Consider the following 14,886-nt stretch of genomic DNA (forward strand, 5'->3'; position numbering starts at 1 on the left):
CGGCCCCCGCTCCGCGCCCCGGCCCTTCGCAGAGCTCAGGGCGCTTCAGCGGGCGAAGCGGTGCTTCGCTATTTCCGCTTACGCCCCGCAAGCGGGAGAGGGGAGCAAGGCATCAGTCGAGTTTGTTCAGCACATCGCCAACGGCGTTGAAGACGCGGTCGAGGTCTTCGATCTTGGCGTTGAAGGTCGGGCCGAACTGCAGGGTGTCGCCGCCGAAGCGCACGTAGAAACCGGCCTTCCACAGGGCCATGCCGGCCTCGAACGGACGGATCACCGCATCGCCGTCACGCGGGGCGATCTGCAGGGCGCCGGCCAGGCCGCAGTTGCGGATGTCGACCACATGTTTGGTGCCTTTCAGGCCGTGCAGGGCGGCCTCGAACTTCGGCGCCAGCTCGGCGGACTGCTGGATCAGGTTCTCGCGCTGGAGCAACTCCAGCGTCGCCAGGCCGGCGGCGCAGGCCACCGGGTGCGCCGAGTAGGTGTAGCCGTGGGTGAACTCGATCATGTGCTCCGGCGACGGCTGCTGCATGAAGGTGTTGTAGATCTCGCTGCTGGCGATCACCGCACCCAGCGGGATGGCGCCGTTGGTGATCTGCTTGGCGACGTTCATCAGGTCCGGAGTGACGCCGAAGAACTCCGCGCCGCTCCACTTGCCCATGCGGCCGAAGCCGGTGATCACTTCGTCGAAGATCAGCAGGATGTTGTGCTGCGTGCAGATATCGCGCAAGCGCTGCAGGTAGCCCACCGGCGGCACGATGGCGCCGGCCGAACCGGACATCGGCTCGACGATCACCGCGGCGATGTTGGAGGCGTCGTGCAGTTCGATCAGCTTGAGCAGTTCGTTGGCCAGCTCCACGCCGCCGGTTTCGGCCATGCCCTTGGTAAAGGCCATGCCCGGTTGCAGGGTGTGCGGCAGGTGGTCGGCATCCATCAGCTGGCCGTACATCTTGCGGTTACCGCCAATGCCGCCGAGCGAGGTGCCGGCGATGTTGACGCCGTGATAGCCACGGGCGCGGCCGATGAAACGGGTCTTGGAAGCCAGGCCTTTCAGGCGCCAGTAGGCCTTGGCCATCTTCACCGCGGTATCGGCGCACTCGGAGCCGGAGCCAGTGAAGAACACATGGTTGAGCTCGCCCGGCATCAGGTCGGCGACCTGCTCGGCCAGCTTGAACGACAGCGGATGGCCGTACTGGAAGCCCGGCGAATAGTCGAGGGTGCCGAGCTGCTTGGCCACGGCCTCCTGGATTTCCTTGCGCGAGTGGCCGGCGCCGCAGGTCCACAGGCCGGACAGGCTGTCGTAGATCTTCCGGCCCTGGTCATCGGTGAGCCAGCTGCCTTCTGCACCGACGATGATGCGCGGGTCGCGCTGGAACTGGCGGTTGGCGGAGAACGGCATCCAGTGCGCATCCAGCTTGAGCTGGCTGGCCAGGGACGGAGTTGCGGTCTGCGGCATGTTCATCGGGATGGCCTCGGCAGTGGCGGCGTGTTCGGGACAATGTGGGAGGGGCTTTAGCCGCGACTGTCGCCGCTGAAGCGCCTCCCACAGATACAGCGTCAGTTGCCAGTTAAGGTGCCACGGGCATAGAGTCAGTAAAACAATACTCTTCTTATCTTCAGTTCAAGGTCGACTAAACAAATGAGCAGCCGCCGCCCCGACCCGCTGGCCCAGGTCAGCGACTTTGAAATCCGCCTGCTCAAACTGTTTCGCAGCGTGGTGGAATGCGGTGGTTTTTCCGCAGCCGAGAGCGCGCTGGGCATCGGCCGCTCGGCCATCAGCCAGCAGATGAGCGACCTCGAACAACGCCTCGGTTTGCGCCTGTGCCAGCGCGGCCGTGCCGGCTTCGCCCTGACCGAAGAAGGCCGCGAGGTGTACCAGAGCACCCTGCAGCTGCTGGCGGCGCTGGAGAGCTTTCGCACCGAGGTCAACGGCCTGCATCAGCACCTGCGCGGCGAGCTGAACATCGGCCTGACCGACAACCTGGTGACCATCCCGCACATGCGCATCACCAACGCCCTGGCCCGCCTCAAGGTGCAGGGGCCGGACGTGCGTATCAACATCCGCATGACGCCCCCGTCGGAAGTGGAACAGGGGGTGCTCGACGGCCGCCTGCATATCGGCGTGGTGCCGCAAGTCGGTGCCCTATCCGGCCTGGAATACCAGGCGCTATACGATGAACGCTCGCTGCTTTACTGCGCGGTCGGCCATCCACTGTTCTACGTCGACGACCAACAACTTGAAGACGACAGGCTCAATGCCCAGGAAGCCATCGCCCCGACCTTCCGCCTGCCGCCCGAGGTGCAGAACCATTACCAGGCGCTGAACTGTACGGCCAGCGCATCGGACCGCGAAGGCATGGCCTTTCTCATCCTCACCGGTCGCTATATCGGTTACCTGCCCGACCACTACGCCCAGGCCTGGGTGCAGCAGGGTCGCCTGCGCGCGCTGAAGGCATCCACTCGCTACTACGACATCAACCTGGCAGCGGTAACGCGCAAGGGCCGTCGCGCGCACCTGGTGCTGGAGAGTTTTCTCGAGGCCCTGGCTGAAGCCTGAACACATAGAACGACCGTACCGAAAAACGGCTCGAGCATGCACAGCCCTGGTGCATTTGTGCTATCACGGCGATTTTCCTTGCAGCGCACTTGTCACCCAGGCGGCGCTGGGGTATCTGTGCAATCGCTCGGCTCCCTGATCAGTTCGGAATCACCCCATGACCTTCGAAGTCCCCGCCCACGGCACCACCGGCAAACCCGCCGGGCGCATTCGCCAGAAGAACGAAGAAGCCATCATCAAGGCTGCCGAGGAAGAGTTCGCCCGGCACGGCTTCAAGGGCACCAGCATGAACACCATCGCGCAGAATGTCGGCCTGCCCAAGGCCAACCTGCATTACTACTTCAACAACAAGCTGGGCCTTTATCTGGCGGTGCTGAGCAATATCCTCGAGCTGTGGGACAGCACCTTCAACAACCTCAGCGTCGAGGACGACCCGGCCGAGGCACTGGAGCGCTACATCCGCGCCAAGATGGAGTTCTCCCGGCGCCAGCCGAAGGCCTCGCGCATCTTCGCCATGGAAGTGATCAGCGGCGGCGACTGCCTGTCGCAGTACTTCAACCAGAACTATCTGGACTGGTTCCGTGGCCGTGCCGCGGTGTTCGAAGGCTGGATCGCCGCCGGCAAGATGGACCCGGTCGATCCGATCCACCTGATTTTCCTGCTGTGGAGCAGCACCCAGCACTACGCCGACTTCGCCTCGCAGATCTGCCGGGTGAAGCAGTGCTCGCGCCTGACCAAGCAGGACTTCGAGGAAGCCTCCGACCAGCTGGTACAGATCATCCTCAAGGGCTGCGGCCTGACGCCCGTCGCCAAAGCCTGATGGCCTTCACCCTGTCCGCGCCTTGCGAATACCGCGAGGAGATTCGCAAGAGCCGCTTCCTCGCCCTCGCCGCGCCGGTTGCCAGCGCGGCGGACGCACAGGCCTTCATCGACAGCCACGGCGATCCGGCCGCCTCGCACAACTGCTGGGCGTGGAAGGTCGGCAACCAGTACCGCTTCAACGACGACGGCGAACCGGGCGGCACCGCTGGCAGGCCGATACTCGCCGCCATCGAAGGACAGGACTGCGACCAGGTGGTGGTGCTGGTGATCCGCTGGTACGGCGGCATCCAGCTCGGCACCGGCGGCCTGGCCCGCGCCTACGGCGGCAGCGCAGCCAAATGCCTGCAGGCCGGCGAGCGGCGCGAACTGGTCGTGCGTCAGGCCTTCACCTGCCACCTGCAGTTCGCCGAACTCCCCGTGTTCAAGGCGCGTCTGGGCGAGCTGGACAGCCTGATCGAGAGCGAGGATTACGACGCCAGCGGCGCGCGCCTGCACCTGGCCGTGGCACCGGCCGAGCGTGAAAAGCTGGAGCGTCTGTTGGGTGATATCAGCCGTGGCCGGGAGAGCCTGAAGGCACCATGAAACGAACGATCACTGCACTGCTTTCACTGCTGTGGCTGGCGCTGCCTGTTCACGCCGAAGTACAGCAGCGGCTGCAAGAGCAGTATTACGACCTGCAGGTAGCGTCCGGTGAGTCCCTCAGCCGTGCCATCAGCCAGGCCTCACCGGTTCGCCAGAACGGGCAGATCTACCACGCCTACACACGCTGGCAGGTGCAATGGAATTTCTGGTGGCGCGAGCAACGCGACGGTCGCTGCCAGATCGACCTCACCCGCACCCGGTTGAACGCCACCATCACCCTGCCCCGCCTCGGGGGCGGCGATGCGCAACAGCGTCAGCGTTTCCAGCAGTATCTCGGCGCGCTGCGTGAACATGAGCTGGGCCACTACCGCATCGGCCAGGCAGCAGCCGCCGAGATCGACGCGGCGCTGCTGGCGACGCCGGAATACCCCAGTTGCGCCGAGCTGCAACAGCAGGCCAACCGCCGCGCCAATGCCGTCCTGCAACGGCATGTCGAACATGAACGCCGTTACGACCGCGAAACCGGCCATGGCCGCACACAGGGTGCCTGGTTGGCGGAATAACACTGCAGCGAGAGCTACGCCCCGCCGCGAAGCATGGCGGGACGCGCCCGATAAGCTTCGCCCCGAGGCGAGACGCCTACAGAGGATTGCCGTGCCGGGATTATCGGGTCGGCATTCGCTATGCTGATCTTCTTTCTCAACCGCCATGGAGTCCGACATGACTGCCTCTCGATCCATCCTGATCATTGGAGCCTCACGCGGCCTCGGCCTTGGTCTGGCCGGTGAATTCGCCGCCCAGGGTTGGGCCGTTACCGCCACGGTGCGCAGCGCCGCACAGGAAGCCCCTCTGCAAGGGCTCGGCGTTCGCGTCGAACAGCTGGAAATGACCGACCCGGACAGCCTGGAACAATTGGCCGGACGCCTGAGCGGCCAGCAGTTCGACGTCATCTTCGTCAACGCCGGAGTGGCCGGGCCTTCACACCACAGCACCGCACAGGCCAGCGCCGAGGAGATGGGTCAGCTGTTCCTGACCAATGCCGTCGCCCCGCTCCGCGTAGCCGAGCGCCTGCTGCCGAACCTGGCTGCCGGGCACGGGCTGATCGTGTTCATGAGCTCGATCCTCGGCAGCATCGAGACGGGCGCCGGCCTGGGCATGCCGCTGTACGGCGCCAGCAAGGCCGCGCTCAACCACCTCGTGCAGTGCTTCGTACGCACTCAGGACAATCCGCACCTCGGCGTGATGCTGATGCACCCTGGCTGGGTGCGCACCGACATGGGCGGTGCCGACGCCCCGCTGGATATCGACAGCAGCTGCAAGGGCATGGTCCAGCAGGTCAGCGCCGCCGTTGGCCAAGCCGGCCTGCGCTATCAGGACTTCGAGGGCAACCCGCTGCCCTGGTAAGCGTCAGCGCTGGATATCGGCCCGCACCAGGCGGGCCGTGCAATTCCGTAGGAGAAGAAGAACGATGGAAATACGTATCGGTAATGAACCGGAGTTGATCCGCTTGGCTCAAGGTATCCGCTATCAGGTCTTCACATGTGAACAACGGATTCCTAAAGAGTTGGACCTTGATGGATTGGATGAGACGTCCTTCCATGCTTTGGCAACTGAACAAGGTGAGCCAATTGCCACCGCCCGTCTAACAGTAAAAGAGGACGGTTCCTCTACCATGGCCAGAGTGGCGGTCAGCGAGCCTTATCGGAGCGCGGGAGTAGCCTCGGCAGTTGTCCAGGCATTGATGCAGCATGCGCAGAGCATAGGTGCCACCTCCATTGACCTTCATGCTCACAGCCACCTGAAAGGCTACTACGAAAAATTTGGGTTTGAGTTCATCAAGGACGTTGAAATCGTCGGCGAGCATCAGCTCATTGAAATGCGGCGCCAACTCGTGCACATAGCAGCGCAAGGTAATAGCTCCCAGGCATCAGCGTGAAGGCAATACCGCGACGCTCTGCGTCTCTACCGGACCGGATAGGCTGTTGCCATTTCGCGCCTGCGTGCACAGTCAGAGCGCCTCGGAATTCGTATACTCTTGCGCGCTATAACACTCGCTGGATGCGAGTCACCCACACAACCGTCAATCGGAACCAGGTCAATGGACAACCTGTATCAGCCCCCCAAAGCCGAGCTGCTCGACGAACAATCCCAAGCCCGTAGCGCCTTCTTCGTCACCTCACTGAAGAAGTTCTATTTGCTGTACTTCACCACTTTCAGCCTGTACTCCTTCTACTGGTTCTACAAACAGTGGGACCTTCAGCGCAGCGCAATGCTGCCGAAAAAGATCTGGCCGGCGGCACGCTCGATCTTTCAGATATTTTTCACCCATTCGTTGTGCAGGCTGATCAGCGAACACAAGCAGCGCCTGGGTCAGGCGGCCTGGAGTTACTCGGGTACCGCCTGGGCCTACGTGATCCTGACCATCGTCACCAATCGCCTGTCGCGAATCGACGGCCCAGGGGGCGCTCTTGAATTGCTCATACTGTTCGCCATCATCATGGTGCCCGCCATGCCCCTGGCACTGATCCAGCAGCAAGCCAACCAGGCGAGCGGCGACGAAAACGGGCAGAGCAACGCAACTATCAGCGGCCTCAACCTGCTGTGCATGGCCCCCGGGGCCTTGCTATGGCTGCTCTTTATAGGCGCGCTCTTCATCGGAGAATGACTGCTCGCCTTGGTATCGGGCGAGCACGTCAGGCGCGGCTACCTGCGCCTCCCGGATGGCATTCGCCTCAGTACGCTCAAACCCAGTGCATTTAGCGCACCCAGTGCGCTGGTTCGCACCAATCCCGCGCACGAATCTGTACAGGCGGCTGACGCTAACGCCCGCCGCCTGCTTTTCTGACCTCCTGGCCAAGTTTTTGCTTTAGCCCCGCTCAGTTATTGCAACGAGCGCCTCCCATGTCCGCCCCACCCGAATCCCCACGCCTGCAGCTGACCGCCATCAGCAAGCAATACCCCGGCTGCCTGGCCAACGACCGTATCGATCTGACCCTCGCCCCCGGTGAGATCCGTGCCCTGCTCGGCGAGAACGGCGCCGGCAAGAGTACGCTGATGAAGATCATCTACGGCGTCACCCAACCCAGCAGCGGCGAGATTCGCTGGCAGGGCGAGCGGCTGACGATGCGCGACCCGGCCATGGCTCGCAGCCTGGGCATCGGCATGGTGTTCCAGCATTTCTCGCTGTTCGAGACCCTGACCGTCGCCGAGAACATCGCCCTGGCGATGGGGGCGGACGCAGGCACGCCGAAGCAGTTAGAGCCGAAGATTCGCGAGGTGTCGCAGCGCTACGGCATGGCGCTGGAGCCGACGCGCCTGGTGCACAGTCTGTCCATCGGCGAACGCCAGCGGGTGGAGATCGTGCGTTGCCTGATGCAGGACATCAAACTGCTGATCCTCGACGAGCCCACCTCGGTACTCACGCCGCAGGAGGCCGACGAGTTGTTCGTCACCCTGCGACGCCTGGCCGCCGAGGGCTGCAGCATTCTGTTTATCAGCCACAAGCTAGGCGAGGTGCGCGCGCTGTGCCAGAGCGCCACGGTGCTGCGCGGCGGCCGGGTGTCCGGCCATTGCGTGCCGGCCGAATGCAGCGATCTGGAGCTGGCGCGGCTGATGGTCGGCGACGCCGAGGGACTGGAAAGCAGCTACCCGAAAGTCAGCGGCGGCCTGCCACGGCTGCGCGTGGATGATCTCAGCTGGCACAATCCCGATCCCTTCGGCTGCTCGCTGGACCGCATTCGCCTGGAGGTGCGCAGCGGCGAGATCGTCGGTATCGCCGGGGTGGCCGGCAATGGCCAGGACGAATTGCTCGCCCTGCTCAGCGGCGAAACCCGTCTGCCGCGTGGCGAGCGCGAGCGGGTCAGCCTGGATGCCGCGCCAGTGGCCAATCTGCATCCGGATGCGCGGCGTGGGCTTGGCCTGGCCTTCGTGCCCGCCGAGCGCCTCGGCCATGGCGCCGTGCCGGAGATGAGCCTGGTGGACAACGCCCTGCTCACCGCCTTCGGTCAGGGCCTGGTCAAGGGTGGGCTGGTGCAGCGCGGCAAGGTGCGCGCGCTGGCCGAGCAGATCATCCAGCGTTTCGCGGTGAAAACGCCGGATGCCGACACGGCTGCGCGCAGCCTGTCCGGCGGCAATCTGCAGAAATTCATCCTCGGCCGCGAGATTCTGCAAAACCCGAAACTGCTGGTGGCTGCGCACCCGACCTGGGGCGTGGACGTCGGTGCAGCCGCCGCCATCCACCGCGCGCTGATCGCCCTGCGCGATGCCGGCGCGGCGATCCTGGTGATCTCCGAAGACCTCGACGAGCTGTTCCAGATCAGCGACCGCATCGGCGCGCTGTGCAGCGGGCGCCTGTCGCCGCTGGCCGAGACGGCGAAGGTATCCACCGTGGAAGTCGGCCGCTGGATGGCCGGTGAATTCGATCAACCCGCCGCCGCCGCGGCCTGCTGACGGAGTCGTCATGCTGTTATCCCTGGAACCGCGCGGCCAGCAATCGCGCCCCATGCTCTGGCTGTCGCCGCTGCTGGCCGGCGTACTGACCCTGGTGAGCGGTATGCTGCTGTTCACCCTGCTCGGCCATGACCCGCTGGAAACCCTGCACACCCTGCTGATCGCCCCGGTCAGCGACTGGTATGGCGCATCCGAATTGCTGGTCAAGGCGTTGCCGATTCTGCTCTGCGCTCTCGGCCTGGCGGTGGCCTACCAGGCGCGCATCTGGAACATCGGCGCCGAAGGCCAACTGCTGATCGGCGCCCTGGCCGGCAGCGCCATGGCCCTGCAACTGATCGACTGGGAAAGCCGCTGGGCACTGGCCTGGGTGGTGCTGGCCGGCACCTGCGCGGGCGCGGCCTGGGCCGGGCTTACCGCCTGGCTGCGCACGCAGTTCAACGCCAACGAAATCCTCACCAGCATCATGCTCAACTACATCGCGTTGAACCTGCTGCTGTTCTTCGTGCATGGCCCACTGAAAGACCCGGCCGGCTTCAACTTTCCCGAATCGGCCATGTTCGGCGATGCCAGCCGCCTGCCGCTGGTCAGTGAGGACGGGCGCCTGCATGGCGGCCTGTACCTGGCGCTGCTGGCTCTGGTGGCGGTATGGGTGCTGCTGCACAAGAGCTTTCTGGGTTTTCAGATCAAGGTGCTCGGCCTGGACAAGCGCGCCGCCGGTTTCGTCGGTTTTCGCGAGAAGCGCCTGGTGTGGTTCGCACTGCTGGTCAGCGGCGCCCTGGCCGGTATGGCGGGTGTGGGCGAAGTAGCCGGACCCATCGGCCAGTTGGTACCACAGGTCTCGCCCGGCTACGGCTACGCAGCGATCACCGTGGCCTTTCTCGGGCGCCTCAACCCGCTCGGCATCCTCGTCGCCAGCCTGCTGATGGCCCTGCTCTACCTGGGCGGCGAGAACGCGCAGATGAACCTGAATCTGCCGCAGGCGATCACCCAGCTGTTTCAGGGAATGATGCTGTTCTACCTGCTGGCCTGTGACGTACTGATCCTCTACCGGCCACGGCTGAAGTGGAAATGGGCACGCGGCGAAACGCTCGCCGAGGCGACTACCTGACTGTGGGAGTGGCTGGGCGACATTCCGCTGTAGCCACGACAAAAGCTCGCCGCTGAAGCGCCTCCCACAAAGAGCATGAATGCAAAGGAATCCCCATGGATCTCGATCTGTTGACCAATATCTTCTACGCCATGGTGCGCACCGGCACACCGCTGCTGCTGGTGGCCCTGGGCGAGCTGGTGTGCGAGAAGAGCGGCGTGCTCAACCTCGGCCAGGAAGGCATGATGCTGTTCGGCGCGGTGATCGGCTTTATCGTCGCCTTCAGCACCGGCAGCCTGTGGCTCGGCGTGTTGCTGGCGATAGCTGCCGGCATGCTGCTGTCGCTGCTGTTCGCCGCCGTGGCCCTGGGCTTCAACGCCAACCAGGTGGCCACCGGCCTGGCCCTGACCATCTTCGGCGTCGGCCTGTCCACCTTCGTCGGCGCGGCCTGGGTCGGCAAGCCGCTGATCGGCTTCGAGCCCATCGTCATTCCGCTGCTGTCCGATATTCCGCTGATCGGGCGCATGCTGTTCGCCCAGGACGTGCTGATCTACCTGTCCTTCGCCTTGTTCGCGCTGATGGCCTGGGTGCTGCTGAAAAGCCGTATCGGCCTGATCATCCAGGCCGTCGGCGAGAACCCGGACGCCGCCAGCGCCATGGGCCTGCCGGTACTGCGCGTGCGCACCCTGGCGGTATTGTTCGGCGGCGCCATGGCCGGGCTGGCCGGTGGATATCTGTCGCTGGCCTACACGCCGATGTGGGCGGAAAACATGACCGCCGGCCGCGGCTGGATCGCCCTGGCGCTGGTGGTATTCGCCAGCTGGCGCGTCCTGCGCGTGCTGCTCGGCGCCTACCTGTTCGGCCTGGCCAGCATCCTCCACCTGGTGGCGCAGGGCATCGGCCTGTCGATCCCGTCGAACCTGCTGGCGATGCTGCCTTATGTGGCCACCATCCTGGTGCTGGTGCTGCTCTCGCGCGATGCGATCAAAACCCGGCTGTATGCGCCGGTATCCCTCGGCCAACCGTGGCAGCCGGGGCATTGAACAATCAATCGCGGCTGAAGCCGCTCCTACGGGATATGCGTCGCCTGTCGTAGGAGCGGCTTCAGCCGCGATAAGCGCTAGAGCCACACCGCATCCCATAGCGGGTAATCCGCCACCCGCTTCACCAGGCCTGCCCGCACAGGATTGGCAATCACGTAACGTGCGACAGCTCGTAAATCCTCCTCCCGGCGCAAAGCCCGGTCATGGAAGCCGTGTTGCCATAACGGGCCTGTTCGCGACAAACGCTGGTTGATCCGTCGTGAGCTACGACCTTTGACCCGGCGCATCAGCTCATTCAAGGTGGTGCTCTCCAGTTGCACCAGCCAATGCAGATGATCAGGCATCACCACCCACGCCAGTGAGTGCGCCAGGCCATTCTCATGAGCATCGCGCAGCTCGGCGACCAACAACCTAGCAAGCGTGAAATCCTTGAGAAGCGCTTCACGCTCACTTAGTACGGCTGTCAGCAAGTAGACGCGGCCGGATTCGGAAAACCGTCCTCGCCGTAATACGCCTGCATGCGGTTTGTCTGAACGAAGCATTCCTTTGCCGCCTGATCGTGATTGGTTCTGTATAGCTGATCGCGGCTGAAGCCACTCCAACAAAAACAGCACCTCCCGTAGGAGCGGCTTCAGCCGCGAAAAGCTTGCTGGGGCGCCCTCACCGGCCACAACTGCGCCACGCCCCAGGCCAGTTCGAAGACCAGGAAGATCGCGATCAGTGGCGTTGCGCCGTGCAACAGGGCGTAGATCTGCCAGGTGGAAAACAACAGCCGACCTGCCGCGTCATAGCGGCCGAACACTGCTTGCGGGTCGCGGATACGCAGCACCGACCAGACGCAGATGATCGAGCCCATCAGGTTGCCCAGCATCATGTGCATCGGTTCGAAGGCCGGTAGCGCGCCCGGCAGGCCGAGGCCGTGATGCAGGCTTTGCAGCAGGCCATGCAGCACCATCAGGCTCCAGGGCGTGGCAAAGGGGGCGGCCACCAGCAGGTCGTACCAGCCACTGGCCCGTACCAGGTGACGATAGTGTTCGGGGGTCCACATGGGTATTGCTCCAATCATTCAAGGAGCACCCAGGCTAAGGCCTGGAGTATGCTCCAAGGTCAACACCCCACCGAGTGAAAAGATGCGAATCGGAGAACTGGCCGAGGCCTGCGAAGTGAGCCGCGACACCCTGCGTTTCTACGAGCAACGCGGGCTGATCGCCGCTCGACGCAGTGCCAACGGTTACCGCGACTACCCCGTCGAGATGGTGCAGCTTGTCTCCTATATCAAGACCGCGCAGCGCCTGGGTTTCAGCCTTGGCGAGATCAGCCAGCATGTCGGCGGCCTGTGGCAGGCCAGCGACCCGGATCGAGCCGTGACCCGACTGCTGCAGGACAAGCTGGCACTGATCGAAAACCGCATCGACGAGCTGCAGCAACTGAGAAACGAACTGCTGCAGCGCCTGGCAACGACCTGTCCGTTGCGCCCCTGAGGCGCATTGCATGCTGACCCCGAGGTCAGTTATCTTCGCCGCACGTCATTTCTGACGAACCTGGATCAGCAGACAGGGTCAACACTGAGCTGGCTTACCTGACATCAACCTCAGAGGAGCCGCTCATGGCTGCTACCCGTATCTGGATCAAGAACCCGCTCGCCATCTTCACCGCCAACGACCTGGACGCTTCCGGCGGCCTGGTGATTGAGGATGGCCGTATCAGTGAGGTGCTCGGCGCCGGCCGGCAACCCTCGACGCCCTGCCAGCAGGTGTTCGATGCGCGCGAGCACGTGGTGCTGCCGGGCCTGATCAACACCCATCACCACTTCTATCAGACCCTTACCCGCGCCTGGGCGCCGGTGGTCAACCAGCCGCTGTTCCCCTGGCTGAAGACCCTCTACCCGGTCTGGGCACGCCTTACCCCCGAGAAACTGGCCCTGGCCAGCAAGGTGGCGCTGGCCGAGCTGCTTTTGTCCGGCTGCAGCACCGCCGCCGATCACCATTACCTGTTCCCCGGCGGCCTGGAGCATGCCATCGACGTGCAGGTCGAAGCCGTTCGTGAACTGGGCATGCGCGCCATGCTCAGCCGCGGTTCGATGAGCCTGGGCGAAGACGACGGCGGCCTGCCGCCGCAACATACGGTGCAAAGTGGCGAGACGATCCTGGCCGACAGCCAGCGCCTGATCGGCCAGTACCATGAACGTGGCGAAGGCGCGCAGATCCAGATCGCCCTGGCGCCCTGCTCGCCCTTCTCGGTCACCCGCGACATCATGCGCGCCAGCGCCGAACTGGCCGATGAACTCGACGTGCGCCTGCACACCCACCTGGCCGAAACCCTCGACGAAGAGGACTACTGCCTGCGCCAGTTCGGCCTGCGCACCGTGGATTACTTGGAAAGCGTCGGCTGGCTTGGCCCGCGCACCTGGCTGGCCCATGGCATTCACTTCAACCCCGAGGAAATCGTCCGCCTCGGCGCTGCGGGCACCGGCGTCTGCCACTGCCCCTGCTCGAACATGCGCCTGGCCTCGGGCATCTGCCCCGTGCACGACCTGGAGGCAGCCGGTGTGCCGGTAGGCCTGGGCGTCGACGGTTCGGCCTCCAACGATGCCTCGAACATGATCCTCGAAGCGCGCCAGGCGCTATACATCCAGCGCCTGCGCTACGGCGCCGAGGCGATCACGCCCGAGCGGGCGCTGGGCTGGGCCAGCAAGGGCTCGGCGAAGCTGCTGGGCCGCAGCGACATCGGCGAATTGGCGGTGGGCAAACAGGCCGACCTGGCGCTGTTCAAGCTCGATGAGCTGCGTTTTTCCGGCAGCCACGACCCCATCGCCGCACTGCTGCTGTGCGGCGCCGACCGCGCCGATCGAATGATGATCGGCGGCACCTGGCGCGTCATAGACGGGCAGATCGAGGGGCTGGATGTGGCGCAACTGATCGCAGATCACCGGCAGGCAGCGCGTGAGCTGATCGCGGGCTGAAATCCGCTAACTGCCTGAGTCGCGGCTAAAGCCCCTCCCACAAAAGCCCATCCACCTGTTGGCGCTGTTCTTGTGGGAGGGGCTTCAGCCGCGACCGTCGTTTCACAGGAGCGACGCACCACAACACGCCATACAAGTCTGCCGCGCACCAATACCGCCCCCAACGCATGAGCAGGCGCACAGGCAGAACGCCGTCGCCCCGTCTATCTGTCCTTTTGGTCAGCTTTTTGCAGTCATGGGATCAGCCAACCAACGGCCACCCCAACACCAAGACTGGAGCTGCACCCACCATGCACAAGAAGAGCAAGAAACCGCTGCTGCGCACCCTCGTCGCTGCCCTGGGCTTTGGCGCCATGCTCAGCGCCTCGGCAGCCGATCCTCTGAAGGTCGGTTTCGTCTACATCGGCCCCATCGGCGACCACGGCTGGACTTACCAGCACGAGCAGGGCCGGCAGATGCTGATCAAGGAAATGGGCGACAAGGTCACCACCAGCTTCGTCGAGAACGTGCCGGAAGGCGCCGACGCCGAACGGGTGATCCGCAACATGGCCAAGGGCGGTTTCGACCTGATCTTCACCACCTCCTTCGGCTACATGAACCCGACGATCAAGGTGGCCAAACAATTCCCCAAGGTCACCTTCGAACACGCCACCGGCTACAAGCAGGACAAGAACGTCGGCACCTACCTGTCGCGCTCCTATGAAGGCCGCTACGTCGGCGGTTTCCTCGCGGCGAAGATGACCAAGACCAAGAAGGTCGGCTACATCGCCTCCTTCCCGATCCCCGAGGTGATCCGCGACATCAACGCCATCCAGCTGGCGCTGGACAAGTACAACCCCGGTACCGAGATCAAGGTGGTATGGGTCAACACCTGGTTCGATCCGGGCAAGGAATCCGACGCCGCCAACGCGCTGATCGACCAGGGCGTGGACGTGATGTTCCAGCACACCGACAGCCCGGCGCCGATCCAGACTGCGGAGCGTCGTGGTATCTACTCTGTGGGCTACGCCTCGGACATGGCCCACTTCGGGCCCAAGGCCGTGCTCACCTCCATCGTCAACGACTGGGGCCCGCACTACATCAAGTCCACCCAGGCGGTGATCGACGGCACCTGGCAGCCGCAGGACTTCTGGGGTGGCCTGGCCGAGGACACTATCGACCTGCCGATCAGCGATCTGGTGCCGGCCGACGTGAAGAGCGAGGCCGAGCAGATCATCGCGGATATTCGCAGCGGCACCTTCCACCCCTTCACCGGCCCGATCAAGGATCAGAGCGGCGCGGTGCGCATCGCCGAAGGCGTGAGTGCGACCAATGCCGAGCTGGCCGCAATGAACTACTACGTGGAAAACGTGAAGGCCGAAATGCCGAAGTAACAACGCAAAGCATC

At 64.1% G+C, this 14,886-nt stretch carries 16 protein-coding genes; 13 read left to right on the forward strand and 3 right to left on the reverse strand.

Going from position 1 to position 14,886, the window contains the following annotated elements; genetic code table 11:
• Window positions 1-112 precede the first annotated feature (112 nt).
• Window positions 113-1,459, reverse strand: a complete 1,347-nt coding sequence (aptA, locus tag GYB81_RS20095) for an omega-aminotransferase AptA (protein ID WP_161867265.1) — start codon at window positions 1,457-1,459, stop codon at window positions 113-115.
• Window positions 1,460-1,636: 177 nt separating this feature from the next.
• Here aptA and GYB81_RS20100 point away from each other — a divergent pair, with 177 nt between their 5' ends.
• The 10 genes from GYB81_RS20100 (at window position 1,637) to GYB81_RS20145 (ending at window position 10,537) form a co-directional block, all read left to right on the forward strand.
• Window positions 1,637-2,554, forward strand: coding sequence for a LysR family transcriptional regulator (locus GYB81_RS20100; protein WP_161867266.1), 918 nt, complete (start codon window positions 1,637-1,639; stop codon window positions 2,552-2,554).
• Between the two features lie 157 nt (window positions 2,555-2,711).
• The gene (locus GYB81_RS20105) at window positions 2,712-3,374 is read left to right on the forward strand and encodes a TetR/AcrR family transcriptional regulator (protein ID WP_161867267.1); all 663 of its coding nucleotides are present in this window, start codon (window positions 2,712-2,714) and stop codon (window positions 3,372-3,374) included.
• Window positions 3,374-3,958, forward strand: coding sequence for an IMPACT family protein (locus GYB81_RS20110; protein WP_161867268.1), 585 nt, complete (start codon window positions 3,374-3,376; stop codon window positions 3,956-3,958). The genes GYB81_RS20105 and GYB81_RS20110 overlap by 1 nt, the downstream gene beginning before the upstream one ends.
• Window positions 3,955-4,521: a DUF922 domain-containing protein gene (locus tag GYB81_RS20115; RefSeq protein WP_161867269.1), complete on the forward strand. Its 567-nt coding sequence runs from the start codon at window positions 3,955-3,957 to the stop codon at window positions 4,519-4,521. Before GYB81_RS20110 ends, GYB81_RS20115 begins: the two co-directional genes overlap by 4 nt.
• A gap of 157 nt (window positions 4,522-4,678) precedes the next feature.
• Window positions 4,679-5,362, forward strand: a complete 684-nt coding sequence (locus GYB81_RS20120) for an SDR family oxidoreductase (RefSeq protein WP_161867270.1) — start codon at window positions 4,679-4,681, stop codon at window positions 5,360-5,362.
• 64 nt (window positions 5,363-5,426) lie between these two features.
• Window positions 5,427-5,894 carry a GNAT family N-acetyltransferase gene (locus GYB81_RS20125; RefSeq protein WP_161867271.1) on the forward strand — a complete coding sequence of 156 codons (468 nt, stop codon included), beginning with the start codon at window positions 5,427-5,429 and terminating at the stop codon, window positions 5,892-5,894.
• A 162-nt stretch (window positions 5,895-6,056) separates the two neighbouring features.
• Window positions 6,057-6,623 carry an MFS transporter permease gene (locus GYB81_RS20130; RefSeq protein ID WP_161867272.1) on the forward strand — a complete coding sequence of 189 codons (567 nt, stop codon included), beginning with the start codon at window positions 6,057-6,059 and terminating at the stop codon, window positions 6,621-6,623.
• 236 nt (window positions 6,624-6,859) lie between these two features.
• On the forward strand, window positions 6,860-8,407 hold the full coding sequence (locus tag GYB81_RS20135; protein ID WP_161867273.1) for an ABC transporter ATP-binding protein: 1,548 nt from the start codon (window positions 6,860-6,862) through the stop codon (window positions 8,405-8,407).
• Window positions 8,408-8,417: 10 nt separating this feature from the next.
• Window positions 8,418-9,515, forward strand: coding sequence for an ABC transporter permease (locus tag GYB81_RS20140; protein WP_161867274.1), 1,098 nt, complete (start codon window positions 8,418-8,420; stop codon window positions 9,513-9,515).
• 95 nt (window positions 9,516-9,610) lie between these two features.
• Window positions 9,611-10,537: an ABC transporter permease gene (locus GYB81_RS20145; RefSeq protein WP_161867275.1), complete on the forward strand. Its 927-nt coding sequence runs from the start codon at window positions 9,611-9,613 to the stop codon at window positions 10,535-10,537.
• A gap of 77 nt (window positions 10,538-10,614) precedes the next feature.
• Here GYB81_RS20145 and GYB81_RS20150 read toward each other — a convergent pair whose 3' ends face one another.
• On the reverse strand, window positions 10,615-11,079 hold the full coding sequence (locus GYB81_RS20150) for an REP-associated tyrosine transposase (protein WP_161867276.1): 465 nt from the start codon (window positions 11,077-11,079) through the stop codon (window positions 10,615-10,617).
• A gap of 89 nt (window positions 11,080-11,168) precedes the next feature.
• Window positions 11,169-11,585: a hypothetical protein gene (locus GYB81_RS20155; RefSeq protein WP_161867277.1), complete on the reverse strand. Its 417-nt coding sequence runs from the start codon at window positions 11,583-11,585 to the stop codon at window positions 11,169-11,171.
• A gap of 82 nt (window positions 11,586-11,667) precedes the next feature.
• Here GYB81_RS20155 and GYB81_RS20160 point away from each other — a divergent pair, with 82 nt between their 5' ends.
• From GYB81_RS20160 to GYB81_RS20170, 3 genes are all read left to right on the forward strand, one after another.
• Window positions 11,668-12,018, forward strand: coding sequence for a MerR family transcriptional regulator (locus GYB81_RS20160; protein WP_161867278.1), 351 nt, complete (start codon window positions 11,668-11,670; stop codon window positions 12,016-12,018).
• 125 nt (window positions 12,019-12,143) lie between these two features.
• Window positions 12,144-13,499: an 8-oxoguanine deaminase gene (locus GYB81_RS20165; RefSeq protein WP_161867279.1), complete on the forward strand. Its 1,356-nt coding sequence runs from the start codon at window positions 12,144-12,146 to the stop codon at window positions 13,497-13,499.
• A 290-nt stretch (window positions 13,500-13,789) separates the two neighbouring features.
• The gene (locus tag GYB81_RS20170) at window positions 13,790-14,872 is read left to right on the forward strand and encodes a BMP family ABC transporter substrate-binding protein (RefSeq protein ID WP_161867280.1); all 1,083 of its coding nucleotides are present in this window, start codon (window positions 13,790-13,792) and stop codon (window positions 14,870-14,872) included.
• Window positions 14,873-14,886 lie beyond the last annotated feature (14 nt).

This window comes from Pseudomonas yangonensis (genome assembly GCF_009932725.1).
In the GTDB taxonomy this organism is placed as follows: Bacteria; Pseudomonadota; Gammaproteobacteria; order Pseudomonadales; family Pseudomonadaceae; genus Aquipseudomonas; species Aquipseudomonas yangonensis.

Bases quoted from the DNA above. Each gene is read 5' to 3' on its own strand.
- GYB81_RS20100 (WP_161867266.1), top strand. From the start codon at position 1,637: ATGAGCAGCCGCCGCCCCGACCCGCTGGCCCAGGTCAGCGACTTTGAA.
- GYB81_RS20160 (WP_161867278.1), top strand. From the start codon at position 11,668: ATGCGAATCGGAGAACTGGCCGAGGCCTGCGAAGTGAGCCGCGACACC.
- GYB81_RS20150 (WP_161867276.1), bottom strand. From the start codon at position 11,079: ATGCTTCGTTCAGACAAACCGCATGCAGGCGTATTACGGCGAGGACGG.
- GYB81_RS20110 (WP_161867268.1), top strand. From the start codon at position 3,374: ATGGCCTTCACCCTGTCCGCGCCTTGCGAATACCGCGAGGAGATTCGC.
- GYB81_RS20165 (WP_161867279.1), top strand. From the start codon at position 12,144: ATGGCTGCTACCCGTATCTGGATCAAGAACCCGCTCGCCATCTTCACC.
- GYB81_RS20120 (WP_161867270.1), top strand. From the start codon at position 4,679: ATGACTGCCTCTCGATCCATCCTGATCATTGGAGCCTCACGCGGCCTC.
- GYB81_RS20125 (WP_161867271.1), top strand. From the start codon at position 5,427: ATGGAAATACGTATCGGTAATGAACCGGAGTTGATCCGCTTGGCTCAA.
- GYB81_RS20105 (WP_161867267.1), top strand. From the start codon at position 2,712: ATGACCTTCGAAGTCCCCGCCCACGGCACCACCGGCAAACCCGCCGGG.
- GYB81_RS20145 (WP_161867275.1), top strand. From the start codon at position 9,611: ATGGATCTCGATCTGTTGACCAATATCTTCTACGCCATGGTGCGCACC.
- GYB81_RS20140 (WP_161867274.1), top strand. From the start codon at position 8,418: ATGCTGTTATCCCTGGAACCGCGCGGCCAGCAATCGCGCCCCATGCTC.
- GYB81_RS20135 (WP_161867273.1), top strand. From the start codon at position 6,860: ATGTCCGCCCCACCCGAATCCCCACGCCTGCAGCTGACCGCCATCAGC.
- GYB81_RS20115 (WP_161867269.1), top strand. From the start codon at position 3,955: ATGAAACGAACGATCACTGCACTGCTTTCACTGCTGTGGCTGGCGCTG.
- aptA (WP_161867265.1), bottom strand. From the start codon at position 1,459: ATGAACATGCCGCAGACCGCAACTCCGTCCCTGGCCAGCCAGCTCAAG.
- GYB81_RS20155 (WP_161867277.1), bottom strand. From the start codon at position 11,585: ATGTGGACCCCCGAACACTATCGTCACCTGGTACGGGCCAGTGGCTGG.
- GYB81_RS20170 (WP_161867280.1), top strand. From the start codon at position 13,790: ATGCACAAGAAGAGCAAGAAACCGCTGCTGCGCACCCTCGTCGCTGCC.
- GYB81_RS20130 (WP_161867272.1), top strand. From the start codon at position 6,057: ATGGACAACCTGTATCAGCCCCCCAAAGCCGAGCTGCTCGACGAACAA.